Here is a 17,331-nt window from a genome sequence, read left to right as displayed (position 1 = left end):
GACCAGCCACCGACGACCGCAAGGTCCCGTAGCTCGGAGGAGGGGGCACCCCCGGGGGGGTCAGGGCACCCTTCAGAACCCGAGCTTGCGGAGCTGCTTGGGGTCGCGCTGCCAGTCCTTCGCCACCTTCACGTGGAGGTCGAGGAACACCGCCGTCCCGAGCAGCCCCTCGATCTGGCGCCGGGACTTCGTCCCGACCTCCTTCAGCCGCGCACCCTTGGGCCCGATGATGATCCCCTTCTGGCTGGGCCGCTCGATGTAGAGGTTCGCGTGGATGTCGAGCAGCGGCCGGTCGGCGGGCCGCCCTTCGCGGGGCGTCATCTCCTCGACGACCACGGCGATGGAGTGCGGGAGCTCGTCCCGAACCCCTTCGAGCGCCGCTTCGCGGATCAGCTCGGCCACCATCACCTGCTCGGGCTCGTCGGTGAGGTCGCCCTCGGCGTAGAGCTGCGGGCCCTCCGGAAGGAGCGGGACGAGGAGGTCGGCGAGGAGCCCGACCTGCTGGTCGCCGACGGCGGAGACCGGCACGATCTCCGCCCACTCCAGCCCGAGGTCCCGGCCGAGCTTGTCGACGGCGATGAGCTGGCGGGCGAGCTGGTCGCCGTCCACGAGGTCGGTCTTGGTGACGATCGCGACCTTCGGCGTCTTCCTGATCCCGGCCAGCTCGCGCGCGATGTAGGTGTCGCCGGGCCCGAGCTTCTGGTCGGCGGGCAGGCAGAAACCGATCACGTCGACCTCGGCCCAGGTGGTGCGCACCACGTCGTTGAGCCGCTCGCCGAGCAGCGTGCGCGGCTTGTGCAGCCCCGGGGTGTCGACGAGGACGAGCTGCGCGTCGGGCCGGTGCACGATCCCGCGGACGGTGTGCCGCGTGGTCTGCGGCCGGTTGGAGGTGATCGCCACCTTCTGGCCGACCAGAGCGTTCGTGAGGGTGGACTTGCCGGCGTTGGGGCGGCCGACGAAGCAGGCGAAACCGGACCGGTGCGAGGTGCCTCCGGCGGTACCGGCGGTTCCGGCGGAGGGGGTGCGAGCGCTCATGGCCCCCATTCTCCCCGATACCGCAGAGGTGTACGGACCGCGCCGCCCGGGTCGTACGGGGGTGCGACGGACCGTGAGGCGCCCGAAACCCGGCGGCAACACGAAACGCGGCGGAAACACGCCCGCCCACGTCCGGTAACGCGTACGTCGCACGCTCGTGCAAGCCGCGACCGAAGGGACCTCTCCGTGCTGCTCCAGTCCGCCGGCCTGCCCCCTGTCCTCTCCCTCGCCTCCGCCACCGGCGGCGGCCACCCGGCGATCAGCGCGGGCGACACCGCGTGGCTGCTGGCGGCGACCGCGCTGGTGCTGCTGATGACGCCGGGCCTGGCGCTGTTCTACGGCGGGATGGTCCGCAGCAAGAGCGTGCTCAACATGCTGATGATGAGCTTCGTGTCGATCGCACTGGTCACCCTGGTGTGGCTGGTGGCCGGCTACACCCTGGCGTTCGGCCCGGACGCGGGCGGGCTGGGCCTGATCGGCGGCCTGGACCACCTCGGCATGCGCGGGGTCGGCCCGACCGACGTGACCGGGCACGTGCCCACCCCGCTGTTCGCCGCCTTCGAGCTGTCGTTCGCGATCATCACGGCCGCGCTGATCAGCGGCGCGGTCGCGGACCGGGCCCGGTTCGGCGCGTGGGTGGTGTTCGTGCCGGTGTGGACGCTGGCCGTATACGTCCCCGTCGCGCACTGGGTGTTCGGCACCGGCGGGTGGGTGGTGAGCGAGCTGCACGCGCTGGACTTCGCGGGCGGCACCGTGGTCGAGGTGTGCTCGGGGGCCTCGGGGCTGGCGCTGGCGCTGGTGCTCGGGCCGCGGCTGGGCTTCCGCCGGGACGCGATGCGCCCGCACAACCTGCCGCTGGTGGTGCTGGGCGCCGGGCTGCTGTGGTTCGGCTGGTTCGGCTTCAACGCCGGTTCCGCGCTGGGCGCGAACGGCCTGGCCGCTTCCGCTTTCCTCAACACCCAGGCGGCCGGCTGCGCGGGGCTGCTGGGTTGGCTGGTGGTGGAGCGGCGCCGGGACGGCCACGCCACGACGCTGGGCGCCGCGTCCGGGTCGGTGGCCGGGCTGGTCGCGATCACCCCGGCGTGCGGCAGCGTGGACCTGCTCGGCGCGGCCGTGGTGGGCCTGGCCGCCGGGGTGCTCTGCTCGTACGCGGTGAGCTGGAAGTTCCGCTTCGGCGTGGACGACTCACTGGACGTGGTGGGGGTGCACCTGATGGGCGGCATCGCCGGCACCCTGCTGATCGGGCTGCTCGCGACCTCGACGATGACCGGCGGCCCGCGCGGCCTGTTCTACGGCGGCGGCCTGGCCCAACTCGGCCGGCAGGCCGCCGCGGTGGCCGCGGTCGGGGCGTACGCGTTCGCGGTGACGTACGGCCTCGGGCGGGCGATCGAGCGGCTGATGGGCTTCCGCGCCAGCGAGGAGCAGGAGCGGACCGGCCTGGACCTGACCGTGCACGCCGAGACCGCCTACGATCACGGCGTACTCACCCACGGCATGGCGGGCGGGGCGCCGACCCCGGCGGGCGCGGGTGGCGGGTTCCTCGGCGCGGCCGCGAAGGACAGGAGCCCACGGGCATGAAGCTGGTCACCGCCGTCATCAAGCCGTACAAGCTGGATGACGTGAAGACGGCGTTGCAGGAGCTGGGTGTGCAGGGCCTGACCGTCACCGAGGCGAGCGGCTACGGACGGCAGCGCGGGCACACCGAGGTGTACCGGGGCGCGGAGTACCGGGTGGACCTGGTGCCGAAGGCGCGGATCGAGGTGCTGGTGGAGGACGCGGCGGCCGACGAGGTGATCGACACGCTGGTGGCGGCCGCGCGGACCGGGAAGATCGGCGACGGCAAGGTGTGGGCGGTGCCGGTGGTGACCGCGGTACGGGTGCGGACCGGGGAGCGCGGCCCGGACGCCCTGTAGGGCGCGGGGCGCGCTCCCGGCGCGCGGGGTCGGCCGGTCAGGCAGTCAGGCAGTCAGGCAGTCAGGCAGTCAGGGTGCGGCGTACGGCGCCGTCCGGGCCGGCCAGCAGCAGCGGGGTGTCCGGGCCGCCCAGGTCGCGGACGGCCGCGAGGTCGGCGTCGGCCGCGTCCTCGGCGGCGGTCACCACGGCGGCCGCCTCCAGGGACGTCGCGCCGCTGGCCACGGCCATCGCGACGGCGGTCTGCACGGCGGTCAGCCGCAGCGACGGGAGGTCCACGGTGCCGGCGACGTAGGTGCGGCCGGTCTCGTCGCGGACGGCGGCGCCCTCCGGGACGGCGTTGCGGGCCCGGGCGGAGCGGGCGAGCGTGAGGAGCTTGCGGTCCTCGGGGTTCTCGGGGGCGGCGGGCGTCTGCGCGTCGGTCATACGCGTGATCATAGGACGCCCCGCCCGACCCTCACCCTCCGTGCCCGAAGATGCGCACACCGGCACGGGCGCATAGCCTCGTCACGAGAAATGCCCTCGTATGAGGAGATGTGGTGATCCGACGATGCTGCTGCACATGCCCCTCGTCATCGCACTCGCCGCGGCCACGTTCTTCCTGAGCCGCAAGTCCGGCCTCAAGGCGACCCACGCGCTGGTCTGCGGCGCCTTCGGCTTCTATCTCGCCGACACCAGCCTGGCCACCTCGATCCACTCCGCCAGCGCCGGCATGCTCGGCATGATCGGAAACCTCGGCCCCTGACCCGGGCCCGTCCGTCAAGGGCCGCCGCCCACCCACCCGCCAGCATGAACAACCAGCGGTTGTGGCTCGCCGGTCGTACGGTTGTTTGCCCGGGTGCTTCCGCGCTTGCTTGGATGGCGCCGGTCAACGACGGGTTGTACCGGTGGGCGTACGGGCGAGGCGGGCAGGGCATGGCGAAGGTCGGGGGGCGGGCGCTGGGGCGGCCGTTCGGGTGGCTGTGGGCGGCGTACGCGGTCAGCGCCTACGGCACCGGGTTCGGGTTCGGCGCGTTCCCGCTGCTGGCGATCGTCGTCCTGCACGCCGGGTCCGGCGAGGTGTCGGCGCTGTCGGCCGCCGGGCTCGCGGTGGGGGCCTTGGCGGCGGTGCCGCTCGGCCCGTGGGTGGACTCCCGCCGCAAACGGCCGGTGATGGTCGCGGCGGATGTGGTCCGGTTCGCCGCGATGACCAGCATCCCGGTCGCCTACGCCCTCGGCAGGCTCGGCTTCGTCCAGCTCCTGCTCGTCTCCGTCGTGGCGGCCACCGCGAAGATCGCGTTCCGCTCGGCGAGCGGCGCCTACCTGAAGTCGCTGGTCGGCCCGGAGCAGCTGCTCGTCGCCAACAGCCGCTTCGAGTCCACGACATGGAGCGCCACCGTGCTCGGACCGCCGCTCGGGGGCGCCGCGGTCGGGCTGTTCGGCCCGGTGACGACGGTGACCGCCGACGCGGTCAGCTACCTGCTGTCAGCCCTGGGCGTCTGCGCGATCCGCCGGGACGAGCCGCGCCCGCTGCCCCGTACCGCACCGACCGCGCCCCGACCCCGGGCCCGCCTCGCCGAACTCCTCGACGGCTGGCACCACCTGCTCACCCACCCCCGGCTGCGGCCGCTCTTCCTCAACACGGTCCTGCTCAGCGCCCTGCTGCTGGCCACCGAACCGCTGCTCGCCGTCCTCATGCTCGGCGAACTCCGCTTCCGCCCCTGGCAGTACGGCCTCGCCTTCGCGCTGCCCTGCGCCGGCGGGCTGCTCGGCGCGCGGCTCTCACAGCGGCTCGTCGCACGCTACGGGCCGCACCGCGTCATGGTCGTCTCGGGCGCGCTGCGCGCGTGCTGGCCGCTGTGGCTGGTGTTCGTGCGCCCGGGCGCGGCCGGCATCGCCCTGGTGGTGGCCGTGCAGTTCGGCCTGGTCGCGAGCATCGGAGTCTTCAACCCGGTACTCGCCACCTACCGGCTGGAGCAGACCCCGACCGACCGGGTCGCCCGCACCCTGTCCGCCTGGACGGTCAGCACCAACCTCGCCACCGCCGCCCTGACCGCCCTGTGGGGCCTGCTCGCCGCAGCGACCTCCCCCCGCCTGGCGATCGGAGCCGCCGGCCTCCTCATCCTCACCACCCCCCTCCTCCTCCCCCACCACCCCGCAAACCACCCGTCCCCCCACCCGGCCTAGTCTTCCCCGTGTGCCTCGGGCTGGTCTTCGGTGCGGGTGGGGTTTCGGGGTTCCGCCGCGCGGGTCGCGCCCGACAGTTCGCTGCTGGTCACCGGCTCCACCAGCACCGTGCCGATCCGGTTCCGCCGCCCCGCCTGCGTCTCCGCGGTCAGCCGCAGCGCGACCGTACCGTCCGGGCCGACCGCCGAGGCGTCCACCGGCAGCGGCACCACCGCGCCCGCACCCGGGATCGGCACCCGGCCCAGCGCCTTGGCCAGCAACCCGCCGACCGTCTCCACGTCGTCGTCGTCGAGCGGCACACCGTACAGCTCGCCGAGGTCCCCGATGTCCAGCCGCGCGGTCACCCGGAACCGCTCGCCGCCCAGCGGCTCCACCGGCGGCGTCTCCCGGTCGTACTCGTCGGTGATCTCCCCGACGATCTCCTCCAGGATGTCCTCGATCGTGACGATCCCCGCGGTGCCGCCGTACTCGTCGACGACGACCGCCACGTGGTTGCGCTGCTGCTGCATCTCGCGCAGCAGGTCGCCGGCGTTCTTGGTGTCGGGCACGAAGAACGCCGGGCGGATCACCGTGGAGATCGGGTCGGACTCCGCGTCGCGGTTGATGTGCACCCGCCGCGCCAGGTCCTTCAGATAGACGAAGCCGACCACGTCGTCCTCGCTCTCCCCCGTCACCGGAATCCGGGAGAACCCGCTGCGCAGCGCCAGCGTCATCGCCTGGCGGACCGTCTTGAACCGCTCGATCATCACCAACTCGGTGCGCGGCACCATCACCTCGCGCACGATCGTGTCACCCAACTCGAAGACCGAGTGCACCATCCGGCGCTCCTCGTCCTCGATCAGCGACTCCGACTCGGCCAGGTCCACCGCCGCCCGCAGCTCCGCCTCACTCGCGAACGGCCCCCGTTTGAAGCCCTTCCCCGGCGTCAGCGCGTTGCCCAGCAGGATCAGCAGCCCCGGCACCGGGCCCATCACCCGGGCCAGCGGCAGCAGCACGTACGACGCGGCGGTGGCGGTGTTCATCGGGTGCTGGCGGCCGATGGTGCGCGGCGAGACGCCCACCGCCACGTACGACACCAGCACCATCACGCCGATCGCGACGCACAGCACCTGCCAGGTGCGGTCGAAGTGGCGGTAGGCGACGACCGTGATGAGCACGGCCGCCGCCGTCTCGCAGGCCACCCGCACCAGCAGCGCCACATTGAGGTAGCGGGTCGGGTCGGAGGCGACCGCGACGAGGTTCGCGGCCCCGCGCCGGCCGGAGCGCAGCGCGTCCTCGGCGCGGAACCGGGAGACCCGGGCGAGCCCGGCCTCGGCACACGCCGCGAGCCAGGCCACGATGACGAGCAGTACGGCGAAGACGACCATGGGGGTGCAGCCGCCGCCTCAGCGGGTGGTGGGCGCCGGCGAGGGGCCCTCGACGCCGCGCTCGGCCCGCCAGCCGTCCAGGATCGCCTTCTGGAGGCCGAACATCTCGGCCTTCTCCTCCGGCTCCTCGTGGTCGTACCCCAGCAGGTGCAGCACGCCGTGCACGGTGAGCAGTTGCAGCTCCTCGTCCATGGAGTGCTTCGTCGGCGCCTCCTCGCCCTGCTTCTTCGCCACCTCCGGGCAGAGCACGATGTCGCCGAGCAGGCCCTGCTCGGGCTCCTCGTCCTCCTTGCCCGGGCGCAGCTCGTCCATCGGGAAGGACATGACATCGGTGGGGCCCGGCAGGTTCATCCACTGGAGGTGGAGCTGCTCCATCGCCGCGGCGTCCACCAGGATCACCGACAGCTCGGAGAGCGGGTGGATGCGCATCCGGTACAGGGCGTAACGGGCGGCGTCCAGGACCGCCTCGTCGTCGATGTCCCAGCCGGACTCGTTGTTGACGTCGATCGCCATGGTGGTGGGGTGCTTACTTTCTCTTCGGCCCCGAGCCGCTGCCGCGCCCGCTCCCGGCCTGCCGGTCGCGCGCGGCCCCTTCCTCGGCCTGGGCGGTGTCGTAGCGCTCGTACGCGTCCACGATGCGCCCGACCAGCTTATGGCGGACCACGTCCGTACTGGTGAGCCGGGCGAAGTGCACGTCGTCCACGTCGAACAGGATGTCCTGCACCTGCCGCAGCCCGCTCTTCGTCCCGCCCGGCAGGTCGATCTGCGTGATGTCGCCGGTGATGACGATCTTCGAGTCGAACCCGAGCCGGGTCAGGAACATCTTCATCTGCTCGGCGCTGGTGTTCTGCGCCTCGTCCAGAATGATGAACGCGTCATTCAGGGTGCGACCACGCATGTATGCGAGGGGGGCGACCTCGATGGTGCCCGCCGCCATCAGGCGGGGGATGGAGTCGGGGTCGAGCATGTCGTGCAGGGCGTCGTAGAGGGGGCGCAGGTAGGGGTCGATCTTCTCGTAGAGGGTGCCGGGCAGGAAGCCGAGGCGTTCGCCGGCCTCGACCGCGGGGCGGGTGAGGATGATCCGGTTGACCTGCTTGGACTGGAGGGCCTGCACGGCCTTGGCCATCGCGAGGTAGGTCTTGCCAGTGCCCGCCGGGCCGATGCCGAAGACGATGGTGTGGCGGTCGATGGCGTCGACGTACCGCTTCTGGTTGACCGTCTTGGGGCGGATGGTGCGGCCGCGGCTGGACAGGATGTTCTGCGTGAGGACCTGCGCGGGCGTCTCCGCCTCGCCGTCGGCCGCCTCGCCGTTCGCCCGGAGCATCGCGATGGAGCGCTCCACGGCGTCCTCCGTCATGGGCTGGCCGGTGCGCAGCACCAGCATCATCTCGTCGAACAGCCGCTGGACCAGGGCCACGTCGGCCGCGTCGCCGACGGCGCTGATCTCGTTGCCCCGGACGTGGATGTCGACGGCCGGGAACGCCTGCTCGATCACCCGGAGAAGGGAGTCACCGGAGCCCAGGACGGTCACCATGGGGTGCTTGGCCGGTACGACGAAATGCGCGCGTGCCTGGTGCGGCTGCTGCGGCTGCTGCTGGGTCGGTGTCTGAGTCATGGGCCGGCGCTAGGGCCTGCTCATCCCGCCTTCTGCTGGTCGCTGGGCCCGTGGGGCCTTGGAGTACCAAGCGTACGACGCGGAACGGCGCAGGCAGAGGGGATTACGGCGCGCTGTTGCGGACCGTGCTGCCAGGCGGGCCGGAGGGAGGTCCCGCCGGGGGCGCCGGGGCCGGTCCCGCCGGGGGTGCCGGCGCGGGTCCCGCCGGGGCCGGGCGGAAGCCGATCGTGGGGACCGCGCGGCGCAGCGGCCACGGGCGGGTGGCCGCGGGCAGCAGCTCCTCCAGGAAGCCGTAGCGGCACACCGCCTCCCGGTGGTCCGGGGACTGGCCCGCGTACGCCTTGGCCTGCGCCCACCACCCGGCGATCTCGATCCAGCCGGGCGCCGACAGCGACCCGCCGAACTCCTGCACCGACAGCGCCGCGCACAGCGAGGCGAACGCCAGCCGGTCGGTGAGCGGCCACCCCGCCAGCGTGCCGGTGACGAACCCGGCCACGAAGACGTCGCCCGCGCCGGTCGGGTCCAGCGCCTCCACGGCCAGCGCGGGCACCTCCGCGGTGCGGCCGGCCGCGGAGTCCACGGCGTAGGCGCCCTGCGCACCGAGGGTGACCACGGCGAGCGGCACGTGTTCGGCCAGCCGGCGGGCGGCCTCGCGGGGGCTGTCGGCGCGGGTGTAGCGGACGGCCTCCTCCGCGTTGGGCAGGAAGGCGGCGCAGTGCCGCAGCCCGGCGAGGTCGGCGGGGTCCCAGCGGCCGGTCTCGTCCCAGCCGACGTCGGCGAAGACCTTCGTGCCGGACGCGGCGGCGCCGGCGATCCAGTCGGCGCGCTCCTCCCCCGTCTCCCGGGCGCCGAGCGAGGCGACCGCGGCGCGGGCCGGCGGCGGGCAGGCGGGGACGGCGCCTTCCGGCGGCGGGGCGCGGTGGCCGTGGCTGACCATGGTGCGCTCGCCCTCGTACGCCATCGACACGGTGACGGGGCTGTGCCAGCCGGGCACCCGCCGGGACGGGCCGAGGTCGATGCCCTCGCCCTCGCGGAGGCTCTCCCAGCAGTAGTCGCCGTACATGTCGTCGCCGAACGCGGCGGCCAGGGTCGTCCGCAGGCCGAGGCGGGCCAGGGCGGTGGCCATGTTGGCGATGCCGCCGGGGCTGGAGCCCATGCCGCGGGCCCATGACTCGGTGCCGCGGATCGGGGCCTGGTCCAGGCCGGTGAAGATGATGTCCAGGAAGACGGTGCCCGTCAGGTACACGTCCGTCGCCGGGTCGCCCGGCACCCGTACACCCGCCAGCGGGTCCAGAACGGGTTGATCGTCCATCCCCCCACTGTGCCACGGCGCCCCCTGTCCCCCGGGGTAGCCACGTACTGTCGGTCGAGGGACCAGCCCACCAGCGGCGTAGGGTCCGGCGACGGCATCAGTGCGGCAGAAGGGACGGTGACGGCGTGAGGCTCACCATTCTCGGGGGCGGCGGATTCAGGGTGCCCCTGGTGTTCCGGGCGCTCCAGGCGGACCCGACGGTGACGGAACTGGTCCTGCACGACACGGACCCGCTGCGGGTGCGGGTCGTCGCGAAGATCCTCGCGGAGCTGTCCGCGCGGGGCCCCCGCGGCCCGGAGGTGCGGGTGGAGGCGGAGCTGGACGCGGCCCTGCGCGGCGCGGACTTCGTCTTCTCGGCGATGCGGGTGGGCGGCACCGCGGGCCGGGTGCGGGACGAGCAGGTCCCGCTGGCCGAGGGGGTGCTCGGCCAGGAGACGGTGGGCGCGGGCGGTGTGCTGTACGGCCTGCGGACGATCCCGGTGGCGCTGCGCCTCGCGGAACGGGTCCGCGCGGTGGCCCCGTCGGCGTGGGTGATCAACTTCACCAACCCGGCCGGGATGGTGACGGAGGCGATGGCCCGGGTGCTGGGGCCGCGGGTGATCGGCATCTGCGACTCGCCGGTGGGGCTGGTGCGGCGGGCCGCGCGGGCGGCGGGCGCGGACCCGGACGCGCCGGGCTTCTCGTACGACTACGTGGGTCTGAACCACCTCGGCTGGCTGCGCGGAATGGCCGCGGACGGGCGGGAGTTGCTGCCGGGGCTGCTCGCGGACCCGGCGGCGCTCGGGTCGTTCGAGGAGGGGCGGCTGTTCGGCGCGGAGTGGCTGTCGGCGCTGGGCTCGCTGCCCAACGAGTACCTGCACTACTACTACTTCCGGCGGGAGGCACTGGCCGCGGTGCGCTCCGCGGACGCCACCCGGGGGGAGTTCCTGCACCGGCGGCAGTCGGAGTTCTTCACCGCCGCGGACGAGGCGGGCGGGCCGGGCGGCGCGAACGGGCCGGGCGGCGACCCGTCGGCGTACGACCTGTGGGAGCGCGCCCGGCTGGAGCGCGAGGAGACGTACATGGCCGAGAACCGCGCGGCCACCGGCGGTTGGCAGCGCGACCCGCACGATCTGGACGGCGGCGGTTACGACAAGGTGGCGCTCGCGCTGATGCGGGCCATCGCCCGCGACGAGCGCACCGTACTGATCCTCAACGTGCCCGGGGGCGGGGTCGTTTCGGCGCTGGACCCGGACGCGGTGGTCGAAGTGCCGTGCGAGGTGGGGGCGTTCGGGGCGCGGCCGCTGGCGGTGGCGGCGCCCGACGAGCACCAGGCCGGTCTGATGCTGGCGCTGAAGTCGGTGGAGCGGGCGGCGATCGAGGCGGCCACGACCGGTTCGCGGGCGGCGGCGCTGCGCGCGCTGGTACGGCACCCGCTGGTCGACTCCGCGGCGGCGGCGAGCCGTATCCTCACCGCCGCCGGCTGGTGAACGCGGCCGCCCGGCCCGCCGCACGCGTCTGAACTGCGGGTTAACGCAACGGAAACCGCTGGTGAACGCGTCCGCCGTCGCCACGCGCGTAGACGGCTCTTGACCTGCTCGGATGGCGGGGTCTACATTCCGCCGCACCACCAAGTCCTGAAGGAGCACCGCCATGCCCCGTGCCCGACTGTCCCTGCGTGCCCGCGCGTTGGCCGTCACCGCCACCGCGGTGACGCTGGGCGCCACGTTCTACGGCGTCGGCGTCGCGACCGCGGACAACTCCGCACCGCGCAGCGACCAGCAGATCCCGAACCTCACCAACGTCGTCAGCCAGATCAAGGCGTACTACGGAGACACCGTCGACGCGTCGGGCGAGCACCAGGCGTCTGCGACCAGCAACTACGCCAAGCAGGTCGCCGGTATCGAGGCGAAGGCGAAGGCGTACCTGGCGCACGCGGCGGCCACCGCCGGCCACGACAAGGGGCACGGCAAGGGCGGCAAGCCCGCGATCGTGCTCGACGTGGACGACACCAGCCTGCTGACGTACAACTACGAGCTGGAGGTGGGCTTCAACTACACCACGGCGACCAACCAGGCGTACCTGGACACCAAGAACATGCCGCCGGTGTTCGGCATCGACTCCCTGGTCAACTGGGCGTCCTCAAAGGGCATCACGGTCTTCTGGATCACCGGCCGCCCGGAGGCGCAGCGCGCCGACACCGCGCGGAACCTGACCGCCGAGGGCTTCCAGGCGCCGTCCGACACCGCGCACCTGTACCTGAAGAACACCGCCACGCCGCCGTCGTACCTGGCGTGCGGGTCGACCTGCACGACCGTGGAGTACAAGTCCGGCACCCGGGCGCACATCGAGTCGCTGGGCTACGACATCGTCGGCAACTTCGGCGACCAGTACAGCGACCTCGAGGGCGGGCACGCGGACCGCTCGTTCAAGCTGCCGAACCCGATGTACTACCTGCCGTAACCGGATGAAGCCGGTCAGCCGGCACGGCGTTTGGGCACCGGGACGCGCATCAGGTCGTGGGCGACGGTGAGTTCACCGGTGAAGCCCGCCGCGCGGGCCTGGTGCCCGAAGTCGTCCGGGTCGGGGTAGCGCTGCGAGAAGTGGGTGAGCACCAGGTGCCGCACACCCGCCTCCGCGGCCACCCGGCCCGCCTGGCCGGCCGTCAGGTGGCCGAACTCCTCGGCGGACCGGGCGTCCTGGTCCAGGAACGTGGACTCGATCACCAACATGTCGCAGCCGTCGGCGAGTTCGGGCACCGCGGGGCACATCCGGGTGTCCATCACGAAGGCGAAGGACTGGCCCGGCCGGACCTCGCTGACCTGCTCGACCGTCACCCCGCGCAGCACGCCGTCCCGTTGCAGCCGTCCGACGTCCGGTCCGGCGATGCCGTGGGCGGCGAGCCGCTCGGGCAGCATCCGCCGCCCGTCCGGCTCGTCCAGCCGGTAGCCGTACGCCTCCACCGGGTGGGACAACCGCCGCGCCGACAGCGTGAAGCGCGCGGTGGTCTCGATCGGGCCGTCCGCGTCGAGCGGCCGGGCGCGCAGGTCGGCGGTCTCGTGGTAGGCGGTGGCGTACCGCAGCCGGTCGAAGTAGCGCTGCCCACTGGCCGGGTAGTGCGCGGTGACCGGGTGCGGCACCCGGTCCAGGTTGATCCGCTGCACCACCCCGGCCAGGCCCAGGCTGTGGTCGCCGTGGAAGTGGGTGACGCAGATCCGGTTCAGGTCGTGTGCGGCCACCCCGGCGTGCGCCATCTGGCGCTGGGTGCCGTCGCCGGGGTCGAAGAGGATGCCCTCGTCGTCCCAGCGCAGGACGTAGCCGTTGTGGTTGCGCTGCCGGGTCGGCACCTGGCTGGCGGTGCCGAGGACGACGAGTTCGCGGGGCGACATGGCGCGCGGGTCCGTACGGGGCTCAGACCAGCCGTTGCAGGTCGCGGCCGCCCAGCACGTGGGCGTGCGCGTGGAAGACCGTCTGGCCCGCGCCCGGGCCGGTGTTGAAGACGATCCGGTAGCCGGTGTCGGCCACCTTCTCCTGCTCGGCCACCACGGCGGCCTCGCGCAGCACGTCCGCGGCGGCGGCCGGGTCGCCGGCGGCCAGCTCGGACGCGTTCGCGTAGTGCGCCCGCGGGATCACCAACACATGGGTCGGCGCCTGGGGGTTGATGTCCTGGAACGCGATCGTGGTCGCCGTCTCCCGCACGATCGTCGCCGGGATGTCCCCGGCCACGATCTTGCAGAACAGGCAGTCCGGCTGCGCTTCTCCCGCCACCGCGGCACCCCTTGCTCTTCCGCTCGCCTCATCCGTCCGCGCGCCGGCACCCGCGCCGGCCCGCCACCCGGCATCGTATCGGCCCGGCCGCCCCGGGTCCTCGAAGGTCCGCGGTCCGCCGCGGGGGGCGGCGCCCCAGCCGTACGGCCATGCGTCCATGCGTCCATGCGTTCATGCGTCCGCGCGTCCGGTGCGCGTCCACCGTGTGGGGGATGGCCGAGGCCGGGCGGGGCGGGCATCGTTGGGGGGATGGGACGTATCGGGTGGAACCGGGGTGTGGGACTGGCGGGCGCCGCCATGGTGCTGGCGGCCGTCGCGGGGTGCGAGCCGGTCGACGGGCTGGACAGCTCCAACGTGTCGGTGAGCACCAACCAGTTGGCGACGAAGGCCCTCAAGCGGGACCACGTCGCGGTGCAGTGGCTGTCCTGCGGCGTGACCGAGGACGCGCACGACCCGAAGGTGGACTGCCTGGGCCGCACCGAGGACCAGCGGAAGATCACGGTGAAGGGCGACGTGACCCGGCAGACGGACCTGCGCTGCCTCCAAGGCCACCTCACCGCCGCCGTCGACGGCCGTACGGTCTTCGACGTGCGCGGACTCGGGGCCTGTTGACGAACCGGCCCGCTCCCCCGGCCCCCGGGGCGAATCCGATATCCACTGCTCGCGGGCGTTGATCCTGGCTAGGCTGGCACCGTGACCCAGTCCTCGCTCTCCACACAGCCTCCGGGTTCCGCCCACCGCACGCACCACCCGTCGTACCTGCGCAACCCGCACCCGTACGGCGGCCAGGTCGTCTTCACCGCCGAGGACGACGTGTGGGTCGCACCGCTCGACGGCGGACGGGCGTGGCGGGTCAGCGCGGACAACATGCCGGTCAAACGCCCGCGGATCTCGCCGGACGGCGCCGTCGTCGCCTGGACCTCCACCCGCGACGGCGCCCCCGAGGTGCACGTCGCGGACCTGGCCGGCGGCCCCTCGCGCCGCCTGACGTACTGGGGCAACGCGCTGACGTCGGTGCGCACCTGGACGCCCGACGGCGAACTGGTGGTGGTCACCACCGCCGGCGAGGCGTCGCTGCGCCGCACCTGGGCGCACCAGGTGCCGCTGGACGGCGGCCCCTCGCGCCGGCTCCCGCTCGGCCCGGTCGGCGACCTGGCGTACGGGCCGGACGGCGCGGTGCTGCTCCAGTCGGTGACGATGGGGCGCGAGGCCGCGTACTGGAAGGGCTACCGGGGCGGCACCGCGGGCAAGTTGTGGCTCGACCCGGACGGCGGCGGGCAGTTCGCGCGGCTGCACCAGGACATCGACGGCAACATCGAGTGCCCGATGTGGGTCGGCGACCGGATCGCCTTCCTCTCCGACCACGAAGGCCAGGGCGCGCTGTACTCCAGCCGCCCCGACGGCACCGACCTGCGCCGCCACACCCCGCTCGGCGGGTTCTACGCGCGCCACGCCGCCACCGACGGCACCCGCGTGGTGTACACCTGCGCCGGCACCCTGCATGTGCTGGACGGCCTCGGCGAGGACACCGCCCCACGCCCGCTGGAGATCGAACTCGGCGGCCAGCGCACGGACTTGCAGCCCCACCCGGTCCGTCCGGCCGCCTACCTGGGCGACGCCCGCCCCGACCACACCGGCCGCGGCAGCGCGGTGGAGGTGCGCGGCACCACCCACTGGATCACCCACCGCGGCGGCCCGGCGCGGGTGCTGTCGGCCCGGCCGGGCGTACGCACCCGGCACCCGCGGGTGTTCTCGCAGGGCGACGACCAGTACGTGGTGTGGGTGACCGACGCCGACGGCGACGACGCGCTGGAGATCGCCCCGGCCACCGGACCGGCCACCGGACCCGCCGGGGACACCGCGCCGCGCCGGCTCGCCGCGGGACGGCTCGGCCGGGTGCACGAGATCGAGGTCTCCCCCGACGGCCACCGCATCGCGGTCGCCTCGCACGACGGCCGGCTGCTGCTGGTGGACACCCAGACCGGCGAGGTCCGCGAGGTGCCGACCGCCGCCGAGACCGCCGAGGACGGCACCCCCGCCGCCGAGTCCGCCTGGCACCACGCCGACGTGAGCGACCTGGCCTTCTCCCCCGACTCCGGCTGGCTGGCCTGGTCCCAGCCCGGCCCGGGCTCGCTGCGGCAGATCATGCTCGCCTCCACCGCGGACCTGACCCTGGTGACGGCGACCCCGCTGCGCTTCATCGACTACGCCCCCGCCTTCACCGCCGACGGCCGGCACCTGGCGTTCCTGTCCGAGCGGGCCTTCGACCCGGTCTACGACGCCCACGTGTTCGACCTGTCCTTCCCCAACGCCTGCCGCCCGTATCTGATCACGCTCGCCGCGACCACGCCGTCGCCGTTCGGCCCGCAGCGGCACGGCCGCCCGTACGACGACGACGCGGACGACGACAGCGGCGAGGCGGGCGAGGGCGCGGGCGCCGACGCGGGCGGCGCGGACCCGGCCGCCGGCGACCCGGCTGCGGGCCCGACCGGGTCCGCCGCTTCCGCCTCCGCCGCTTCCTCCGCTTCCGGTACGTCCACCGGCGCGGGCCGCCCCGGCAGCCGCGAACGGTCGCGCGCCACCAAGGTCGACGCGGAGGGCATCGCCGACCGCATCGTGCCCTTCCCCGTCGAGGCGGGCCACTACTCCGGGCTGCGCGCCGCCAAGAACGCGGTGCTGTGGCTGCGCCACCCGCTCACCGGCACCCTCGGCACCGCGCTGGCCACCCCCGAGGCGGAGCCGCCGGAGTCCATCCTGGAGCGCTACGACCTGCGGCAGTTGAAGGTCGAGGAGATCGCCGCCGACGCCGAGGCGTTCGCGGTCTCCGGCGACGGCACCAAGGTCCTCGTCAACAGCGGCTCGCGGCTGCGGATCGGCCCGGCCGACAGCAAGTACGACGACGACGCCGACGGTTCGACGACCATCGACCTGTCCCGGGTGCGGGTCACCGTCAACCCCGCCGACGAGTGGCGGCAGATGTTCGACGAGACGCACCGCCTCGCGCGCGACCACTTCTGGCGGGCCGACATGGGCGGCCTCGACTGGGACGCGATCGGCGCGCGGTACCGCACGCTGCTGGACCGGGTGGCCACCCACGACGACCTCGTGGACCTGCTGTGGGAGCTGCACGGTGAGCTGCGCACCTCGCACGCGTACGTCACCCCGCCCGGCGGCGCCGGCGACCCGCGCCGCAACCAGGGGCTGCTCGGCGCGGACATCTCCCGTGCACAGGACGGCAGTTGGCGGGTGGACCGGGTGCTGCCCGGCGAGTCGTCCGACCCGCGGGCCCGCTCGCCGCTGGCGGCACCCGGAGTGGCGGTGCGCGCCGGGGACGCCCTCCTCGCGGTCGACGGGGTGCCGGTCGACCCGCGGACCGGCCCGGCGCCGCTGCTGGTGGGCACCGTGGGCAAGCCGGTCGAGCTGACCGTCGCCCCTGCCGCGGGCGGCCAGGTCCGGCACGTGGTCGCGGTGCCGCTGGCCAGTGAGGAGGCGCTGCGTTACCACGACTGGGTCGCCGACCGGCGCGCCTACGTCCACCGGGCCTCGGGCGGGCGGCTGGGATACCTGCACGTGCCCGACATGGTCAGCAACGGCTGGGCCGAACTCCACCGCGACCTGCGGGTGGAGATGGCCCGCGACGGGCTGGTGGTCGACGTCCGCGAGAACCGCGGCGGGCACACCTCGCAGCTCGTCGTGGAGAAGCTCGCCCGCCGGATCATCGGCTGGGACCTGCCGCGGCACGGCCTGCCCTTCAGCTACCCGCAGGACGCGCCGCGCGGGCCGGTGGTGGCGGTCGCCAACGAGTTCTCCGGGTCGGACGGCGACATCGTCAACGCCGCGATCCGCACCCTCGGCATCGGCCCGGTGGTCGGCACCCGCACCTGGGGCGGCGTGGTCGGCATCGACAGCCGCTACCAGCTCGTCGACGGCACCGCGGTGACCCAGCCGAAGTACGCGCTGTGGTTCGAGGGGTTCGGCTGGTCGGTGGAGAACCACGGGGTGGACCCCGACGTCGAGGTGGTCGTCACCCCGCAGGACTACGGCGCCGGCCGCGACCCCCAGCTCGACCGGGCCATCGAGATGGCCCTGGAGTCGCTGGCGGCCACCCCGCCCAAGTCGCCGCCGGCGCTGCCGAGCTGACCGGCGCCCGCCCGCGCCGGCCGGGCATGGCGCCCCCG

16 protein-coding genes are annotated in these 17,331 nt (G+C 73.7%); 8 read left to right on the top strand and 8 right to left on the bottom strand.

Annotated features, from left to right (window positions below; all coding sequences use genetic code 11):
* Nucleotides 1-72 precede the first annotated feature (72 nt).
* A complete protein-coding gene (era, locus tag AC3EVP_RS15590; protein ID WP_435130485.1) occupies nucleotides 73-1,044 on the bottom strand; it encodes a GTPase Era in 972 nt (323 codons plus the stop codon).
* A gap of 198 nt (nucleotides 1,045-1,242) precedes the next feature.
* On the opposite strand from era, the gene AC3EVP_RS15585 reads away from it, so the two are divergent.
* Together AC3EVP_RS15585 and AC3EVP_RS15580 are read left to right on the top strand one after the other, a co-directional pair.
* The gene (locus tag AC3EVP_RS15585; RefSeq protein WP_435130542.1) at nucleotides 1,243-2,613 is read left to right on the top strand and encodes an ammonium transporter; all 1,371 of its coding nucleotides are present in this window, start codon (nucleotides 1,243-1,245) and stop codon (nucleotides 2,611-2,613) included.
* Nucleotides 2,610-2,948: a P-II family nitrogen regulator gene (locus tag AC3EVP_RS15580; protein WP_435130483.1), complete on the top strand. Its 339-nt coding sequence runs from the start codon at nucleotides 2,610-2,612 to the stop codon at nucleotides 2,946-2,948. Before AC3EVP_RS15585 ends, AC3EVP_RS15580 begins: the two co-directional genes overlap by 4 nt.
* A gap of 61 nt (nucleotides 2,949-3,009) precedes the next feature.
* Here the strand turns inward: AC3EVP_RS15580 and AC3EVP_RS15575 are convergent, their stop codons facing one another.
* Nucleotides 3,010-3,384, bottom strand: coding sequence for a cytidine deaminase (locus tag AC3EVP_RS15575; RefSeq protein WP_335983347.1), 375 nt, complete (start codon nucleotides 3,382-3,384; stop codon nucleotides 3,010-3,012).
* A gap of 124 nt (nucleotides 3,385-3,508) precedes the next feature.
* On the opposite strand from AC3EVP_RS15575, the gene AC3EVP_RS15570 reads away from it, so the two are divergent.
* A complete protein-coding gene (locus tag AC3EVP_RS15570) occupies nucleotides 3,509-3,691 on the top strand; it encodes a hypothetical protein (protein WP_335983345.1) in 183 nt (60 codons plus the stop codon).
* 170 nt (nucleotides 3,692-3,861) lie between these two features.
* The gene (locus AC3EVP_RS15565) at nucleotides 3,862-5,112 is read left to right on the top strand and encodes an MFS transporter (protein ID WP_435130481.1); all 1,251 of its coding nucleotides are present in this window, start codon (nucleotides 3,862-3,864) and stop codon (nucleotides 5,110-5,112) included.
* Here the strand turns inward: AC3EVP_RS15565 and AC3EVP_RS15560 are convergent.
* The 4 genes from AC3EVP_RS15560 to AC3EVP_RS15545 form a co-directional block, all read right to left on the bottom strand.
* Nucleotides 5,109-6,479, bottom strand: coding sequence for a hemolysin family protein (locus tag AC3EVP_RS15560; protein WP_435130479.1), 1,371 nt, complete (start codon nucleotides 6,477-6,479; stop codon nucleotides 5,109-5,111). The two genes, AC3EVP_RS15565 and AC3EVP_RS15560, sit on opposite strands and share 4 nt — an antisense overlap.
* An 18-nt stretch (nucleotides 6,480-6,497) precedes the next feature.
* Nucleotides 6,498-6,992, bottom strand: coding sequence for an rRNA maturation RNase YbeY (ybeY, locus tag AC3EVP_RS15555; RefSeq protein ID WP_335983338.1), 495 nt, complete (start codon nucleotides 6,990-6,992; stop codon nucleotides 6,498-6,500).
* A gap of 13 nt (nucleotides 6,993-7,005) precedes the next feature.
* Complete coding sequence (locus AC3EVP_RS15550) at nucleotides 7,006-8,094, bottom strand: PhoH family protein (RefSeq protein WP_335983336.1); 1,089 nt, start codon at nucleotides 8,092-8,094, stop codon at nucleotides 7,006-7,008.
* A 103-nt stretch (nucleotides 8,095-8,197) separates the two neighbouring features.
* Complete coding sequence (locus tag AC3EVP_RS15545) at nucleotides 8,198-9,406, bottom strand: carbohydrate kinase family protein (RefSeq protein ID WP_435130476.1); 1,209 nt, start codon at nucleotides 9,404-9,406, stop codon at nucleotides 8,198-8,200.
* A gap of 125 nt (nucleotides 9,407-9,531) precedes the next feature.
* Between AC3EVP_RS15545 and AC3EVP_RS15540 the strand changes: the two genes are divergently transcribed.
* Together AC3EVP_RS15540 and AC3EVP_RS15535 are read left to right on the top strand one after the other, a co-directional pair.
* Nucleotides 9,532-10,875 (top strand): family 4 glycosyl hydrolase, encoded by a 1,344-nt coding sequence (locus AC3EVP_RS15540; RefSeq protein ID WP_435130474.1) that lies wholly within the window; start codon nucleotides 9,532-9,534, stop codon nucleotides 10,873-10,875.
* A 163-nt stretch (nucleotides 10,876-11,038) separates the two neighbouring features.
* Nucleotides 11,039-11,848 (top strand): HAD family acid phosphatase, encoded by an 810-nt coding sequence (locus tag AC3EVP_RS15535; protein WP_335982039.1) that lies wholly within the window; start codon nucleotides 11,039-11,041, stop codon nucleotides 11,846-11,848.
* Nucleotides 11,849-11,862: 14 nt separating this feature from the next.
* Here AC3EVP_RS15535 and AC3EVP_RS15530 read toward each other — a convergent pair whose 3' ends face one another.
* Both AC3EVP_RS15530 and AC3EVP_RS15525 read right to left on the bottom strand, forming a co-directional pair.
* Nucleotides 11,863-12,774, bottom strand: a complete 912-nt coding sequence (locus tag AC3EVP_RS15530) for a ribonuclease Z (RefSeq protein WP_435130472.1) — start codon at nucleotides 12,772-12,774, stop codon at nucleotides 11,863-11,865.
* A gap of 22 nt (nucleotides 12,775-12,796) precedes the next feature.
* On the bottom strand, nucleotides 12,797-13,153 hold the full coding sequence (locus AC3EVP_RS15525) for a histidine triad nucleotide-binding protein (RefSeq protein ID WP_435130470.1): 357 nt from the start codon (nucleotides 13,151-13,153) through the stop codon (nucleotides 12,797-12,799).
* A 249-nt stretch (nucleotides 13,154-13,402) separates the two neighbouring features.
* Between AC3EVP_RS15525 and AC3EVP_RS15520 the strand changes: the two genes are divergently transcribed.
* Nucleotides 13,403-13,765 carry a hypothetical protein gene (locus tag AC3EVP_RS15520; protein ID WP_435130468.1) on the top strand — a complete coding sequence of 121 codons (363 nt, stop codon included), beginning with the start codon at nucleotides 13,403-13,405 and terminating at the stop codon, nucleotides 13,763-13,765.
* An 81-nt stretch (nucleotides 13,766-13,846) separates the two neighbouring features.
* Entirely contained in the window at nucleotides 13,847-17,293 is a 3,447-nt protein-coding gene (locus tag AC3EVP_RS15515; protein ID WP_435130466.1) for a S41 family peptidase, read from the top strand.
* The last annotated feature ends 38 nt before the right edge of the window (nucleotides 17,294-17,331 follow it).

The organism is Actinacidiphila sp. bgisy144, from assembly GCF_057708105.1.
Note: the sequence above shows the minus strand (reverse complement) of the source record. Positions and strands in the feature narration are given on the sequence as shown.